Below are 13494 nucleotides of genomic sequence, written 5' to 3' on the forward strand. Positions count from 1 at the left end.
GCTAACTCAGTCGACCAGCACGCTCATGCCGGGCCGAGCGCCGTCGATGGGCTTGAGCGGCCGCGCGCGGACCTCGAAGGTGCGCACGTCGAAGCCGGTGCCGCCGCGCGTGGCGCGCCACGTCGCGAAGTCGGGCAGCACGGCGCTGTAGTAGACCTTGAAGCGGGCCGTGCGCCTCTCTTCCGGCAGCGCCGGCAGGCGCGCATCGAATTCGTTGCCGAGCGCGAAGTGGGCGAGCCGGTCTTCGCGCACGTTGAGCACCACCCACTGGTCGCTCAGGTCGACCACCGTGACCACGGCCACGCCCTGTGGCGACAGCTCGCCGACCTTGGCCAGCACCTTGGCCACCTCGCCCCCGACGGGGCTGCGTAGCTCGGTCTCGGCCTTGGCGGCTTCGGCCTCGGCTACCACGCCGGCGACCTGGCGCGCTTGCGCGCTGGCGGCGGTCTTGTCCTCGGGGCGGGCGCCGATGCGTGCCATGTCGTACTGCGCCTTGGCGGCAATGGCGGCGTCGCGCGAGGCCTTCCAGTTGGCTTCGGCCTCGTCGCGTTTCTGGTCGGCCACCAGGCCTTCGCGCGCAAGTCCGTCGACACGGCGGTACGAGGTCTGCGCCAGCTGGGCCGCGGTTTCGGCGCGCTGCCACTGCATGCGCGCCATCTCGACCTCCTGCGGGCGGGCGCCGTTCTGCGCTTTGTCGGCGACGGCCTGCGCGGCCTGTTCGGCGGCAGTGGCCTGTGCGAGCTTGGCGCGCACTTCGGGGCTGTCCATGCGCACCAGCACCGCGCCGGCCTGTATGCGATCGCCTTCCTTCACCGGCACTTCGGCGATGCGCGCCGTCACCTTGCCTGCGACGTCGGTCTCGCGCGCCTCCATCTGGCCCTGGAACACCTCGGGCGCGGGCTGCGACGCGCGCCAGAAACCCCAGACGAGCACCGCCAGCACGAGCAGGGCGGCGAATATCGCGATCAGTTTTCGGGTCTTGGCACTCATCATCAATTCACCTTCACGTCGGCACGCGCGATGTAGTCGGAAAACCTTTCGGAAAGGCCCGCGCTTTCGAGCAGTTGCGCAAGCGCTTGCACGTAGTCGTTGGCGGCTTGCGCGCGTTCGGTCAGCACCTTGGCCTGGTTGGTCTCGGCGTCGATCAGGTCGAGCGTGGTGCTCGTGCCTTCGCGCAGGCCCGAGGTGCGCAGCTTCACGACCTCTTGCGCCAGCTCCACCGAGGCCTTCATCTCGAGGTATTGGCGGCGCGAGTTCTCCAGCGCGCGCCAGTTGCGTTCGACCAGCAGCGAGATGTCGCTGCGCGCCTGAGCGTCGGTGCGCTCGGCCTGCTCGACCTGCTTGAGTGAAGCAGCCGACAGGGCGTCGCGGTCGACCGAGTCGTACAGCGTCCAGCGCACGCCGAGGCCGGCCACCCAGTCGGCGTTGCCGCCCTTGAGTTCGCGCGTGCCGAAGGCAATGACTTGCGGGCGGCGCAACGCCTCTTCGCCTTCGTGCAATTGCTTGGCCTGCGATTTCTTGGCCGCGACCTTGCCCAGGCCCGGGTGCCGCGTGAGCGCCGAGTCGATGAAATAGCCGAGCGGTTCGATCGGCGTGCTGATGAGAAAGAGCGGCGTCTGCGGCGCCACGCTGCCGTCGGCGCGCACCGTGCGGGCCAGGGCCACGGCGGCGAGCGCCGCGTCGTTCTCGGCCTTGCGCGCATTGCGCCGTGCTTCCTCATACGCGGCGCTGGCCTGCAGCCGCTCGACGCGCGAGATCACGCCGGCCGCGAGCATCTTCTGCGCCGCCGAATCATGCTGTGCGATCGTTCGCTCGGCCTGCGCGCGCAGCGTGGCCGCGCGCTGCGCGAGCTGGGCGCCGAAGTAGCGCTGTACCAGCAGCGTGTCGACCTCGTGGCCGGCCTGTTCGGCATCGGCCTGCGCTTCGCGCGTCTGCGCCGAGACGAAGCCGCGCACCGCATCGGTCGCGCCGCCGACGTAGAGCGGCCACACGGCCGAGATCGATGTGTTGGCGCCGGTGTCGTGGCGGTTGAGCGTGTAGCTGTTGGGCAGCTGCGGAATCGGCACGCGCGCGATCACGCTCTGGATGGACGACGGCAGCGCCGAGCCGATCTGCCCGAGTTTCTGGTTGAGTGGATCGAGGTCGAGATTCAGGTTCGCGTTGTAGGCATAGGCCAGCCCCGAGACGCTGATCGTCGGGCCGCCGAGCCCCTTGAGGCCCTGGCCCTGCAGTTCCTTCGACTCGACCGCCGCGCGGGCCGCGGCCAGCTTGTCGGAGCGATCGAGCATGCGGGCGCGGGCCGCTTCGAAGCTCAGCGACAGGGTGTCGTCGTTGCGGGCCTGGGCCTGCGCGAAAGCCGCGGTGCCCAGCACCAGCAGTGCCGGCAGCAGGCACAGAGAAGGAGAAAGGGCTTGGCGGCAGCGTGTCATCGTTTCAGGGGGCTGTTCAGATCTGCACCGTTGGCCGGTAGTCCGCCAGCAGCACTTCCTTCCATTTGCCGAACAGGGCCATCAGCCCGACGGCCACTGCGCCCGACAGCACCACTACCCAGCATGCATGCGCCCATCCGTCGTCGAAGGCACCGAACATCACCGCGCGAAAGGCCTGCACCACCCAGCTGAACGGCAGCCAGCTGTGCACCGTGCGGAAGAAGCCGGCCGAAAGCTCCACGGGCAACACCCCGCCACCGGCCGACAGCTGCAGCGTGAGCAGCAGCACCGTGAGGATGCGGCCGAAGTCGCCGAACACATGCAGGATCGCGAACAGCACCACCAGGAAGACCAGCGAGGCCAGCGCCATCGTGAGCGCCAGGGCGGCCACGTGCGGCGCCTGCACCTGCAGCACGCCCAGCAGCGTGGCCAGCACCAGCGCCACCTGCAGCAGCACGATCAGCGCCGGCATGGTGATCTTGCCGAGCGTCTTGGCGAGCTTCGGGTAGTGGGTGTGGTCCGCCAGCACGATGCGGATGTTGAACAGGTAGCCGGCCATCACCGCGCCGATCCACAGCGCCACCGACACCATGTTCGGCACGAAGGCGCTGCCGTTGTTGTCCACCGGTGCTACCACCTCGACCTTGGGCTCGACCGAGTCGGCCAGCCCCGAGGCGCTGCCCTGGATGCGGGTGATCGAAGCGGGCAGGGCGGCTTCGATGGTGCGCACGCCGGTCAGCAGGCGCTGCGCGCCTTGCGCAAGCTGAGCGCCACCCTGCACGAACTCGTCGAGCTTCTTGTCCGCCGGCAGCTTGCCGGCCATGGTGCGGATGCCGCCGGACAGCGCCCCCATGCCGTCGGTGAGCTTGCCCACGCCGCCGTCGAGCGCAGTGGCGCCAGCCGCGAGCTTGTGATTGCCGTCCTGTGCCTTGGCCATGGCCCCCTGCGCCTGATCGATGCCGCCGCGCAGCTTGTCGGCGCCGGCCGCGAGCTCGCCCGCGCCCTTGGCGATGCGCTCGCCCACGAAGGGGATGTCGGCGGAATCCTTCTGCATCTTGCGCGCGCCGTCGCCGAGCTGTCCGGCACCGGCTTCGAGCTGGCCGAGTCCGTCGCCGATCTGCGCGAGCCCGCTGCCGAGCTCGCGCTGGCCTGCCGCGAGTTGCTGCGAGCCGGCCTTCAGCGCACGCAGGTCAGCGTCCGCCGGCAGCTTCGATTCGATGGTTCGGATGCCGCCGTTCACCTGCTTGAACCCGCTGCTCACTTGCTGCGCGGCGGCGCTGTATTGGGCCGCGCCGTTGGCCAGCGTCTGGCTGCCGTCGCGCAGTTCCAGCAGCGCCTGCTTGAGCCTGTCGAGCCGCTGCTGCGAACCGGAGGCCGCATTCAGCACCAGCCCCCAGCGCTGCTCGTTGAGCATCTCGTTGACCTGGTGCCCCAGCTCGCCCGCGAAGCGCCGCGCCAGGCCGGCCGAGCTGTAGTTGTTGCCTTCGGAGGTGTAGACCACCAGTTGCCCGGCGCCGCGCTGCGCACCCGGTACCGCGTTGGCACTGAAGTCCGCTGGAATCAGCAGCGCGAAAGCCAGCGTGCCGCGCCGCACTTCGGCGCGCGCGGCTTCCGCGTCGGTCATCGCGCGGAAGCCGAAGGCGCGCTTGTCGAGCAGGGTGTGCGTGAGTTCGTCGCCGACATTGACGGTGCGCGACATGTAGGTCACGCCCTGGTCCTGGTTGACGATGGCGGCGGGCAGGTCGGCCGTGTGCCCGGCCGGGTCCCACACGCTCGTGAGGTAGATCAGCGCATAGAGCGCCGGCACCACGCCGACCGCCACCACGGCCAGCAGGATGCGCGGAAAGCGCCGCACGATCGCCAGCTCGGCCCGGGCGATGGCCCAGGTACCGGCGAACAGTGCGTGAAGGTATCGCATGGGGCTAGGAGGTCTGCAGCAGCGCCATGGCGGTGGGGTTTGCGCGCAGAAGCGGTCAGCCCGGCTTTTTCTGGGCGGGGTCGTAGAAGAATTGCTCTTCCGCGATGCGCTCGCCTTCCCAGCGCTGCCAGGCGATTTCTTCCATTCGCATCTTGCTGCCGCCCTTGAACGTGAACTCGAAGATCCAGTGGATCGCTACGTGGTCGCCGTTCACCAGCACCGGCCGCACGCAGGTGGAAACCACCGACTCGGTGCGGTCGAGCACGGCGCTTTCCTGCGCCACCAGCGTGCTGCGGCCGCGCCGCGGCTCGGCCTGGTTCTCGCGCATGGTGGCATCTTCGGTGTAGTAGTCCTCGATGGCCTTGGCATGCGCGCCGCCTTCGACGGCGGCGATGAATGATTCGAGTCGTTCGGGCGTGGGCATTTCAGGACTTTACTTTGACTTCAACGCGGCGCGCCTCGGCGGGCGGCCCATCGGCCTGCGATTGCTCGGGCTTGGCCAGCTCGATCTTGTCTTCTGGCGCACCAGCGGCCTTGAGCGCATCGCTCACGGCCATCGCGCGCTGCTTGGCAAGCTCGGCATTCTTGGCCGGGTCGCCGCTGGCATCGTGGTAGCCGCTCACGAGCACGGTGCTACCGGTTTGCACGGCCTTGATGACGTCGGCCAGGGCTTCCTTGGCGTTGGGCGCTACCTCGGAACTGGCGCTCGCGAAGTAGAACTTCACGACGCCGTTCTCGACCTTCACCGCTGCGGCTTCTGCGGCCGACACAGCGCCCGAAGCAACCACCGCGGCAGGCGTCGACGGAGCCATCGCGGCGGGCGCGGTCGCGGCCGGCGGCATCTCGACCTTCGCCGGCACGGCAGCCGCCGCATCGCCGGCATGGAACTTCACCACCAGCGGCACGATGAGCAGCGCCACGATGTTGATGATCTTGATCAGCGGGTTCACGGCCGGGCCGGCCGTGTCCTTGTAGGGGTCGCCCACGGTGTCGCCGGTGACGGCGGCCTTGTGCGTCTCGCTGCCCTTGCCGCCGAAGTGGCCGTCCTCGATGTACTTCTTGGCGTTGTCCCAGGCGCCACCGCCGGTGCACATGCTGATGGCGACGAACAGGCCCGTGACGATGGTGCCCATCAGCAGCCCGCCCAGCGCCTTCGGCCCCAGCACCAGGCCGACGACGATCGGCACCAGCACTGGCAGCAGCGACGGGATCATCATTTCCTTGATGGCCGCGCCGGTCAGCATGCTCACGGCCTTGCCGTACTCGGGCTTGCCGGTGCCTTCCATGATGCCGGGGATGTCGCGGAACTGGCGCCGCACTTCTTCCACCACCGCGCCCGCCGCGCGGCCCACGGCCTCCATGGCCATCGCGCCGAACAGGTAGGGAATCAACCCGCCGATGAAGAGGCCGACGATCACCATCGGGTCGCTCAGGTTGAAGCTGATGTTCAGCCCGAAGCTCTCCAGCTTGTGCGTGTAGTCGGCGAAAAGCACCAGCGAGGCCAGGCCCGCAGAGCCGATGGCGTAGCCCTTGGTCACGGCCTTGGTGGTGTTGCCGACCGCGTCGAGCGGGTCGGTCACGGCGCGCACGCTGGCGGGCAGGTCGCTCATCTCGGCAATGCCGCCGGCGTTGTCGGTGATGGGGCCGTAGGCGTCCAGCGCCACCACGATGCCGGCCATGCTCAGCATCGACGTGGCAGCCACCGCAATGCCGAAGAGGCCTGCCAGCGAGTACGAAGCCAGGATGGCGATGCACACGAAGATCACCGGCCACGCCGTGGAGCGCATCGACACGCCCAGGCCCGCGATGATGTTCGTGCCGTGGCCCGTGGTCGAGGCCTGCGCGATGTGCTGCACGGGCTTGTACTGCGTGCCGGTGTAGTACTCGGTGATCCACACGAGCGCGGCCGTCAATGCGAGGCCGACGAAGCAGGCGCCGAACAGCTTCAGCTGGCTGCCGCTCGGGGCGATCGCGTTGTCGGGAATCAGCCAGCTGGTGACGAACCAGAACGCGATCAGCGACAGGATGCCCGCCACCGCCAGGCCCTTGTAGAGCGCCGGCATCACGTTGACCATGCCCGGCGAGGCCTTCACGAAGAAGCACCCGATGATCGACGCGATGATCGACACACCGCCCAGCGCGAGCGGGTACAGCACCGCGTTGGTGGGCGCCGCGGTAACCATCAGCGCGCCCAGCACCATGGTGGCGATCAGCGTCACGGCGTAGGTTTCGAACAGGTCGGCCGCCATGCCGGCGCAGTCGCCGACGTTGTCGCCCACGTTGTCGGCAATCACGGCCGGGTTGCGCGGGTCGTCTTCGGGGATGCCGGCCTCGACCTTGCCCACCAGGTCGGCGCCGACGTCGGCGCCCTTGGTGAAGATGCCGCCGCCCAGCCGCGCGAAGATCGAGATCAGCGAGGAGCCGAAGGCAAAGCCGATCAGCGGATTGAGGGTGGCCGCAAGGCTGTGGCCCGCCGCCGGCGTGCTGCTGCCGATCAAGACCCAGTAGAAGGCCGACACGCCCAGCAGGCCCAGGCCCACCACCAGCATGCCGGTGATGGCGCCGCCGCGGAACGCGACGTCGAGTGCCGGGCCGATGCCTTGAGTGGCCGCCTGCGCGGTGCGCACATTGGCGCGCACCGACACGTTCATGCCGATGAAGCCGCAGGCACCCGAGAGCACCGCGCCCACGATGAAGCCGACTGCCGTGGTCAGGTCCAGGAAGATGGCGATGAGGATGGCGAGCACCACGCCGACGATGGCGATGGTGCTGTACTGCTTGGCGAGGTAGGCGGAGGCGCCGGCCTGGATGGCCGCTGCAATTTCCTGCATGCGGGCATTGCCTGCGTCCTTCGCGAGAATCCAACTTCGAGCCCAGAAACCGTAGGCCACGGCCACGAGGCCGCAGACGATAGCCAGTATCAGGGGGGTGTTGCCGATCATGCTTTGCTTCTCCATTCGTTCGTTGCGACTTGTGGAGACGGACAGCATGGGCCCTGCGTGCAACGCGTACGGGACCATGTTTTCCGCCGCGTTGCTTCCTCGAAGCTCACTGCACCAAGGGTGAGGAGCCGATTGGCCAACGGTTGCAATTTACAGGCAAATACGAGTGCGCGTGCGACCGGTCGGTGACACGGAAAGTAAACTCCGGGTTTGTCCCCATCTCTCTCATACTTTTCCACTACTCGAAAAACGTCATGTCCTTCGACAAAGTTTCCCCCGGCAAGAACGTCCCCGATTCCTTCAACGTCGTGATCGAAATCCCGATGAACGCCGACCCGATCAAGTACGAAGTCGACAAGGAATCGGGCGCGATTTTTGTCGACCGCTTCATGACGACGGCCATGTACTACCCGGCCAACTACGGCTACGTGCCGCAGACCCTGTCGGGCGACGGCGACCCGGTCGACGTGCTGGTGATCGCTCCGTATCCGCTGCTGCCGGGCGTGGTGGTGCCGTGCCGCCCCCTGGGCATCCTGATGATGGAAGACGAAGCCGGCGTCGACGGCAAGGTGCTGGCCGTGCCCACCGACAAGGTGCTGCCCATCTACAGCCACTGGAAGTCGGTCGACGACGTGAACCCGATGCGCCTGAAGGCCATCAGCCACTTCTTCGAGCACTACAAGGACCTGGAAGAAGGCAAGTGGGTCAAGGTGCTGGGCTGGGAAGGCATCGACGCGGCCAAGAAGGAAATCCTGGACGGCATCGCCAGCTACAAGAAGTAATTTATTCGTTCTCGAAGGGCGAGCGGCGCGGGTCGCGCGTGAAGCTGCCGGCCAGCGATGGCGCGCAGCCCGGCGTGTCCGAGACGGTGACGCGGTCGGTGTCGAACTGGAGTGTGCGGGTGCAACGCCCGCCTTCCTGCACCACGAGGCGCCGCTGCCCGTCGAGCACGTTCTTGCCCTGCAGCAGCATGTTGCCGCGCGGGTCGGGGCAAACGTAGATCTGGATGTCCAGCGTGCCGCCCAGTTCGGGCGTCACGTCGAGGAAGCGCCCGTCCTTCGGGCATTGGCCTTCCACATAGCGTCCCATCCAATGCAGCAGCGGGTGACTCAGGTAGGTGATGCGCCGCTCGTAGTCCTGCTTGAGGCATTCGGTCTTGCCGCGGCATTCGCGGTTGCGTACAGCTATCCAGTCACGCTGGTCGCGTTTCAGGAACGTCGCCCACTGGCCCGTGCCGGGCATTTCGACTTGCCGCTTGTAGAGGGCGGCCATGGCTTCGTCTTGGCGCGACAGGCCGGGATCGGCGCAGATGGCTTTCTCGGTGGCGTTGCCGGCCTTGGCGCAGTCGAAGCTGGCGGCCGTGGCCAACTGGCTGGCCGCCATGAAGCAGAGTGCCACGAGGGCAGGGCGTGTGAAGGGCGGCATGCGGTTCTCTCTCCTCGATGCGGATGCTAGGAGAGGCGCCGCGCGCCGTCGATGTGCCGAATGGTCAAGGGCACTATGCCCTTGGACAGAGGAGACGCTTCAGGCGCGGACCGCGTCGCTGGCCAGCCGCATCCATTCGCGATTGACCGAACGCGCATGCGAGTTCCAGTGGCGAGCGGCCTGCTGGAGTTCGTCCCACTGGCGCTGTGCACCGGTGGCATCGCCTTGCTGGGCAAGCCATGCGATGTAGCGGGCGCGGGCCTCGACGGTGTTGTACTGGCTCAGCGCGGCCTCGAAGGCTTCGCGCGCTTCCGGCTGGCGTCCGTCGGCGGCGAGGGCGCGGGCGGTGAGCACGGCGACTTCGTCCTTGCGGTAGTCGTCGCGCGTGGCGCGCAGGGCCTGGAGCGCCTGCAATGCCTCGCGGCCGGCAGTCGCTCCACCCGCAGCCAACAGGGCGCTGGCCAGGCCGAACTGCAGTTCGGGATCGGAGGCCAGCGGGCCCTTCAGTGCGTCGCGGTAATGGCCGACGGCATCGGCGGCCTGCCCCTTGTCGAGCGCTGCCTTGGCAAGGCGCAGCTTGTTCTGGGCCGTGGGGGCGAGGTCGTAGGCCTCGGTGGCCGCGCGGTATTCGCGCTCGGGGTCGATGAAGCCGATGGCCGCGCTGGCCACCTTGCCGGCGGTGCGCTGCATGCGCGAGGCGGGCAGGTACTCGACCACGAAGTACACGATGCTTCCCAGCAGCGGGAAGCTGAAAAGAATGAGGAGCCAGTACATCTGCTTGCCGTGGCGCATTGCGTGCACGGCGAAGAACAGCGCAATGAGGACGTGCAGCCCCAGTCCGACGAATGGCATCGAGTTCTCTCTGAGTTGTTGTGGATATCGGGCGCTTTTATAGCAGCCCCGCATGGCAAGAAAGGCTGGTCAAGCGGCCTTGAACGGGCTGCGCTCGCCCAGGTGGTCCATGTAGTTCTCGATGCCCGCGCCCTCGCGCTCCAGGAAGCGCTCGACCGCATCGGCAAACGCCGGATGCGCCAGCCAGTGGGCGCTGGTGGTTTTCACCGGCATCAGCGCGCGCGCCATCTTGTGCTCGCCCTGGGCGCCGCCCTCGAAGCGCTGGGCGCCGTGTTCGATGCACCAGGCCAGCGGCTGGTAGTAGCAAGCCTCGAAGTGCAGGCAGTCGACGCGCTCCAGCGCGCCCCAGTAGCGGCCGTAGGCAACGAGCGGTGCATCGCGCTGCGTCGAAAGGGCGATCAGGCTGGTGGCCATCGGTTTGCCATTGCGCTCGGCGACGAACAGCAGCCAGGCCTCGGGCATCGTGTCGGCCATGCGCCGGAAGAAGTCGCGCGTGAGGTAGGGCGGGTTGCCGTGCTCGCGGTAGGTGCGCTCGTAGCAGCGGTAGAAGAAGTCCCAGTCGGCCTTCGAGATGTCGGTGCCGCGCGACCACCGGAAGCTCACGCCGGCGTCGGCCACCTTGCGGCGCTCCTGGCGGATCTTCTTGCGCTTGTCGTGCGAGAGGCTGGCGAGGAAGGAGTCGAAGTCGGGGTACTGGGCGTTGGTCCAGTGGAACTGCACCGTGTTGCGCAGCATCAGGCCTGCTTCGGTGCAGGCGGCGATGTCGGCATCGGCGCCGAACAGCAGGTGCAGCGACGACAGCTCCTCCTGCTTGCACAGCGCGACGAGTCCTTGCACCAGCAACGTGCGGCTTTGAGCATCGCGCGCCAGCAGCCGCGTGCCGGGCACGGGCGTGAAGGGCACCGCGACCACGGCCTTCGGGTAGTACGCGAGCCCGTGCTGCTCGTAGGCATTGGCCCAGGCCCAGTCGAAGACGTACTCGCCGTAGGAATGGTCCTTGATGTAGAACGGGCACGCGGCCTGCAACTGCTCGCCTTGCCACAGCGTGACGAACTGCGGCATCCATCCGCTCTCCGGCGTGGCGCTGCGGCTGTCGTTCAGCGCCGCGAGGTATTCATGGCGCATGAAGGGCGATGGCTCGGCCTCGGCGGCCAGCAGCGCGTTCCACGCGTCCGGGCTCACGTCAGCCGGCGACGACAGAACCCGAATGACATAATCGTTCAAGCCTTTTTCTTCCTTCTGTATGACGCTCAAGCTCGCCATCGCGCAACTCAATTTTGTGGTGGGCGACCTCGCCGGCAACGCGAAAAAGATCGTCGACGCCGCGCGCGATGCCCACGCACAGGGCGCGCGCCTCTTGTTGACGCCCGAACTCTCGATTGCCGGCTATGCGGCGGAGGACCTGTTCCTCCGTCCCGCCTTCACCGAAGCCTGTGATGATGCCGTGAAAGGCATTGCCGCTGCTCTGGCCGATCTCAAAGACATGGTGGTGGTGGTGGGGCATCCGACCGGCGGCAGCCTGCGCAGCCGCTCGGTGGCCGTGCAGATGCGCCACAACGCGGCAAGCGTCATCAAGGAAGGCCGCATCCTCGAAACGTATGCCAAGCGCGAACTGCCCAACTACCAGGTGTTCGACGAGCGCCGCTACTTCACGCCGGGGCAGGGCACCTGCGTGTTCGAGGCGGGCGGTGTCTCGGTCGGCCTGCTGATCTGCGAGGACGCCTGGTTCGACCAGCCGGCCGAACTGGCACGCGAAGGTGGTGCCGAGGTGCTGGCGGTGATCAATGCGTCGCCGTACCACGTGGGCAAGGAAGGCGAGCGCGTCGCGCGCATGGCCGATCGGGCGCGCGCGGTCGGCCTGCCGCTGGTGTACGCGCACCTGGTCGGCGGGCAGGACGAGGTGGTGTTTGACGGCGCTTCGTTCGCGTTGCAGGCCGATGGCGCTGCGGCCATGCAGGCCGAGAGCTTCCGGGAAAAACTGGTCTTCGCGCAGTTGGAGCGCACGCCTCAAGGCGGCGTTGGCTTCGTAGCCGAGCCGGCGGCCATCGCACCGCCACGCGACGCTGAAGCACAACTCTGGGACGCCCTGGTGCTCGGCGTGCGCGACTATGTCGGCAAGAACGGTTTTCCGGGCGCCATCCTGGGGCTTTCGGGCGGTATCGACTCCGCATTGGTGCTTGCCATCGCGGTTGATGCACTGGGCAAGGACAAGGTCCGTGCGGTGATGATGCCTTCGCCTTACACCGCCGACATCAGCTGGATCGATGCGCGCGACATGGCCGCCCGCCTGGGCGTGCGCTACGACGAGATTTCCATCAAGCACACCTTCGAGTCCTTCAAGGGCGCTCTGGCCGAAGAATTCAAGGGACGGCCCGAGGACACGGCCGAGGAAAACATCCAGGCCCGCATCCGCGGCACGCTGCTGATGGGGCTTTCGAACAAGTTCGGCGCCATCGTGCTCACCACGGGCAACAAGAGCGAAATGGCCACCGGCTACTGCACGCTGTACGGCGACATGGCAGGCGGTTTCGCGGTCATCAAGGACCTGCTCAAGACAACCGTGTTCGCGCTGGCGCGCTGGCGAAATGCCCACGATCCGTACGGCACGGGCACCGAGCCGATTCCCGAGCGGATCATCACGCGGCCTCCCAGCGCCGAACTTCGGCCCGATCAGACCGATCAAGACAGCCTCCCGCCCTACGACATCCTCGACGGAATCCTGGCACGCTACATGCAGGACGACGAGGGCATCGACGAGATCATTGCCGCGGGTTACGACCGTGCGGTGGTCGAGCGGGTTGCGCGGCTCATCAGGATCAACGAATACAAGCGGCGCCAGGCGCCGGTAGGCATCCGGGTCACCCATCGAAGCTTCGGCAAGGATTGGCGTTACCCTATCACCAGCAAATTCAACGAAACCGCCGGAGCACGAAAACCATGAAGCAGATCACCGCCATCGTCAAACCCTTCAAGCTCGAGGACGTGCGCGAGGCCTTGGCCGAAGTGGGCGTCACCGGCCTGACCGTCACCGAAGTCAAGGGCTTCGGCCGCCAGAAGGGGCACACAGAGCTCTACCGTGGCGCCGAATACGTGGTCGACTTCCTGCCCAAGATGAAGGTCGAAGTGGTCGTCAACGAGGCCGATGTGGAGCGCTGCATCGAAGCCATCGTCAGTTCCGCGCGCACCGGGAAGATCGGCGACGGGAAGATTTTTGTCACCGGCGTGGAGCGCATTGTGCGTATCCGTACGGGTGAGGAAAACGAAAACGCTGTTTGAAGCAAGAAAGCCCCGGCGACGGGGCTTTCGACATGGTCGTCAGAGGTTTTCCGACAGCCTGTCTTCGCGTGGATGGAGCGGCACTTCGGCGCGCAATGCCGTGAGCAGCTCGGGCACATCGGTGCCGGTGCGGATCAGGCTCATCTGCCATTCGCCCATGAAGCCCTCGCGCACGCTGTGCGCCAGGAAGCCAAGCAGGCCGTCGTAGTAGCCGGCGGTGTTGAGGATGCCGGTGGGCTTGTCGTGGTAGCCGAGCTGGCGCCAGGTCCAGATCTCGAACAGTTCCTCGAAGGTGCCGATGCCGCCCGCCAGGGCGACGAAGGCATCGGCGCGCTCGCCCATCATGGCCTTGCGTTCGTGCATGGTGTCGACCACGTGCAGTTCGTCGCACAGCGGGTTGGCCAGTTCCTTGTCGACCAATGCCTTGGGGATGATGCCGACCACTCGGCCGCCGGCAAGGCGGGTGGCCTCGGCCACCGTGCCCATCAGGCCGGTGCGACCTCCGCCGTAGACAAGCTGGCCGCCGTGCTGGCCGATCCATTGGCCGACGGCTTGCGCGGCCTGGGAAAACTCGGGGCGCTCGCCGGGGCGCGAGCCGCAATACACACAGATCGAAAATTCAGGATTCATCCTGCCATCATGCCGCAGCCCG

Annotated in this window: 12 protein-coding genes; 3 read left to right on the top strand and 9 right to left on the bottom strand. The window is 67.1% G+C overall.

The window, feature by feature from the left end:
- Positions 1-6: 6 nt before the first annotated feature.
- From ACTG4X_RS16065 to ACTG4X_RS16085, 5 genes are read right to left on the bottom strand one after another with little or no spacing between them, the layout of a single operon-like run.
- Positions 7-993 (bottom strand): HlyD family secretion protein, encoded by a 987-nt coding sequence (locus ACTG4X_RS16065; RefSeq protein WP_440534272.1) that lies wholly within the window; start codon positions 991-993, stop codon positions 7-9.
- Complete coding sequence (locus tag ACTG4X_RS16070; protein WP_440534273.1) at positions 993-2429, bottom strand: TolC family protein; 1437 nt, start codon at positions 2427-2429, stop codon at positions 993-995. The genes ACTG4X_RS16065 and ACTG4X_RS16070 overlap by 1 nt, the downstream gene beginning before the upstream one ends.
- A 16-nt stretch (positions 2430-2445) precedes the next feature.
- The gene (locus ACTG4X_RS16075) at positions 2446-4347 is read right to left on the bottom strand and encodes a YhgE/Pip family protein (RefSeq protein WP_440534274.1); all 1902 of its coding nucleotides are present in this window, start codon (positions 4345-4347) and stop codon (positions 2446-2448) included.
- 55 nt (positions 4348-4402) lie between these two features.
- Positions 4403-4771, bottom strand: coding sequence for a nuclear transport factor 2 family protein (locus ACTG4X_RS16080; RefSeq protein WP_093054397.1), 369 nt, complete (start codon positions 4769-4771; stop codon positions 4403-4405).
- Position 4772: 1 nt separating this feature from the next.
- Positions 4773-7289 carry a sodium-translocating pyrophosphatase gene (locus ACTG4X_RS16085; RefSeq protein ID WP_440534275.1) on the bottom strand — a complete coding sequence of 839 codons (2517 nt, stop codon included), beginning with the start codon at positions 7287-7289 and terminating at the stop codon, positions 4773-4775.
- Between the two features lie 254 nt (positions 7290-7543).
- On the opposite strand from ACTG4X_RS16085, the gene ppa reads away from it, so the two are divergent.
- Positions 7544-8071 carry an inorganic diphosphatase gene (gene ppa / locus ACTG4X_RS16090; protein ID WP_093054399.1) on the top strand — a complete coding sequence of 176 codons (528 nt, stop codon included), beginning with the start codon at positions 7544-7546 and terminating at the stop codon, positions 8069-8071.
- Position 8072: 1 nt separating this feature from the next.
- Here ppa and ACTG4X_RS16095 read toward each other — a convergent pair whose 3' ends face one another.
- The 3 genes from ACTG4X_RS16095 to ACTG4X_RS16105 all read right to left on the bottom strand — a co-directional run bounded on the left by ACTG4X_RS16095 (position 8073) and on the right by ACTG4X_RS16105 (position 10790).
- Positions 8073-8714 (bottom strand): lysozyme inhibitor LprI family protein, encoded by a 642-nt coding sequence (locus ACTG4X_RS16095; protein ID WP_093054401.1) that lies wholly within the window; start codon positions 8712-8714, stop codon positions 8073-8075.
- Between the two features lie 99 nt (positions 8715-8813).
- A complete protein-coding gene (locus ACTG4X_RS16100) occupies positions 8814-9566 on the bottom strand; it encodes a hypothetical protein (RefSeq protein WP_093174068.1) in 753 nt (250 codons plus the stop codon).
- A gap of 69 nt (positions 9567-9635) precedes the next feature.
- Positions 9636-10790 (bottom strand): GNAT family N-acetyltransferase, encoded by a 1155-nt coding sequence (locus ACTG4X_RS16105; protein WP_093074894.1) that lies wholly within the window; start codon positions 10788-10790, stop codon positions 9636-9638.
- Between the two features lie 19 nt (positions 10791-10809).
- On the opposite strand from ACTG4X_RS16105, the gene ACTG4X_RS16110 reads away from it, so the two are divergent.
- Positions 10810-12507, top strand: coding sequence for an NAD+ synthase (locus ACTG4X_RS16110; protein WP_093174064.1), 1698 nt, complete (start codon positions 10810-10812; stop codon positions 12505-12507).
- Positions 12504-12842 carry a P-II family nitrogen regulator gene (locus tag ACTG4X_RS16115; protein WP_093054409.1) on the top strand — a complete coding sequence of 113 codons (339 nt, stop codon included), beginning with the start codon at positions 12504-12506 and terminating at the stop codon, positions 12840-12842. Before ACTG4X_RS16110 ends, ACTG4X_RS16115 begins: the two co-directional genes overlap by 4 nt.
- Positions 12843-12881: 39 nt before the next feature.
- Here ACTG4X_RS16115 and ACTG4X_RS16120 read toward each other — a convergent pair whose 3' ends face one another.
- Positions 12882-13472 (bottom strand): TIGR00730 family Rossman fold protein, encoded by a 591-nt coding sequence (locus tag ACTG4X_RS16120; RefSeq protein ID WP_093054411.1) that lies wholly within the window; start codon positions 13470-13472, stop codon positions 12882-12884.
- Positions 13473-13494 lie beyond the last annotated feature (22 nt).

The organism is Variovorax sp. YR566 (assembly GCF_051992195.1).
GTDB lineage: Bacteria > Pseudomonadota > Gammaproteobacteria > Burkholderiales > Burkholderiaceae_C > Variovorax.

Excerpts from the sequence above, each read along its gene's own strand:
- ACTG4X_RS16100 (WP_093174068.1), bottom strand. The coding sequence starts at position 9,566 with ATGCCATTCGTCGGACTGGGGCTGCACGTCCTCATTGCGCTGTTCTTC.
- ACTG4X_RS16075 (WP_440534274.1), bottom strand. The coding sequence starts at position 4,347 with ATGCGATACCTTCACGCACTGTTCGCCGGTACCTGGGCCATCGCCCGG.
- ppa (WP_093054399.1), top strand. The coding sequence starts at position 7,544 with ATGTCCTTCGACAAAGTTTCCCCCGGCAAGAACGTCCCCGATTCCTTC.
- ACTG4X_RS16095 (WP_093054401.1), bottom strand. The coding sequence starts at position 8,714 with ATGCCGCCCTTCACACGCCCTGCCCTCGTGGCACTCTGCTTCATGGCG.
- ACTG4X_RS16070 (WP_440534273.1), bottom strand. The coding sequence starts at position 2,429 with ATGACACGCTGCCGCCAAGCCCTTTCTCCTTCTCTGTGCCTGCTGCCG.
- ACTG4X_RS16085 (WP_440534275.1), bottom strand. The coding sequence starts at position 7,289 with ATGATCGGCAACACCCCCCTGATACTGGCTATCGTCTGCGGCCTCGTG.
- ACTG4X_RS16080 (WP_093054397.1), bottom strand. The coding sequence starts at position 4,771 with ATGCCCACGCCCGAACGACTCGAATCATTCATCGCCGCCGTCGAAGGC.
- ACTG4X_RS16115 (WP_093054409.1), top strand. The coding sequence starts at position 12,504 with ATGAAGCAGATCACCGCCATCGTCAAACCCTTCAAGCTCGAGGACGTG.
- ACTG4X_RS16065 (WP_440534272.1), bottom strand. The coding sequence starts at position 993 with ATGATGAGTGCCAAGACCCGAAAACTGATCGCGATATTCGCCGCCCTG.
- ACTG4X_RS16110 (WP_093174064.1), top strand. The coding sequence starts at position 10,810 with ATGACGCTCAAGCTCGCCATCGCGCAACTCAATTTTGTGGTGGGCGAC.
- ACTG4X_RS16120 (WP_093054411.1), bottom strand. The coding sequence starts at position 13,472 with ATGAATCCTGAATTTTCGATCTGTGTGTATTGCGGCTCGCGCCCCGGC.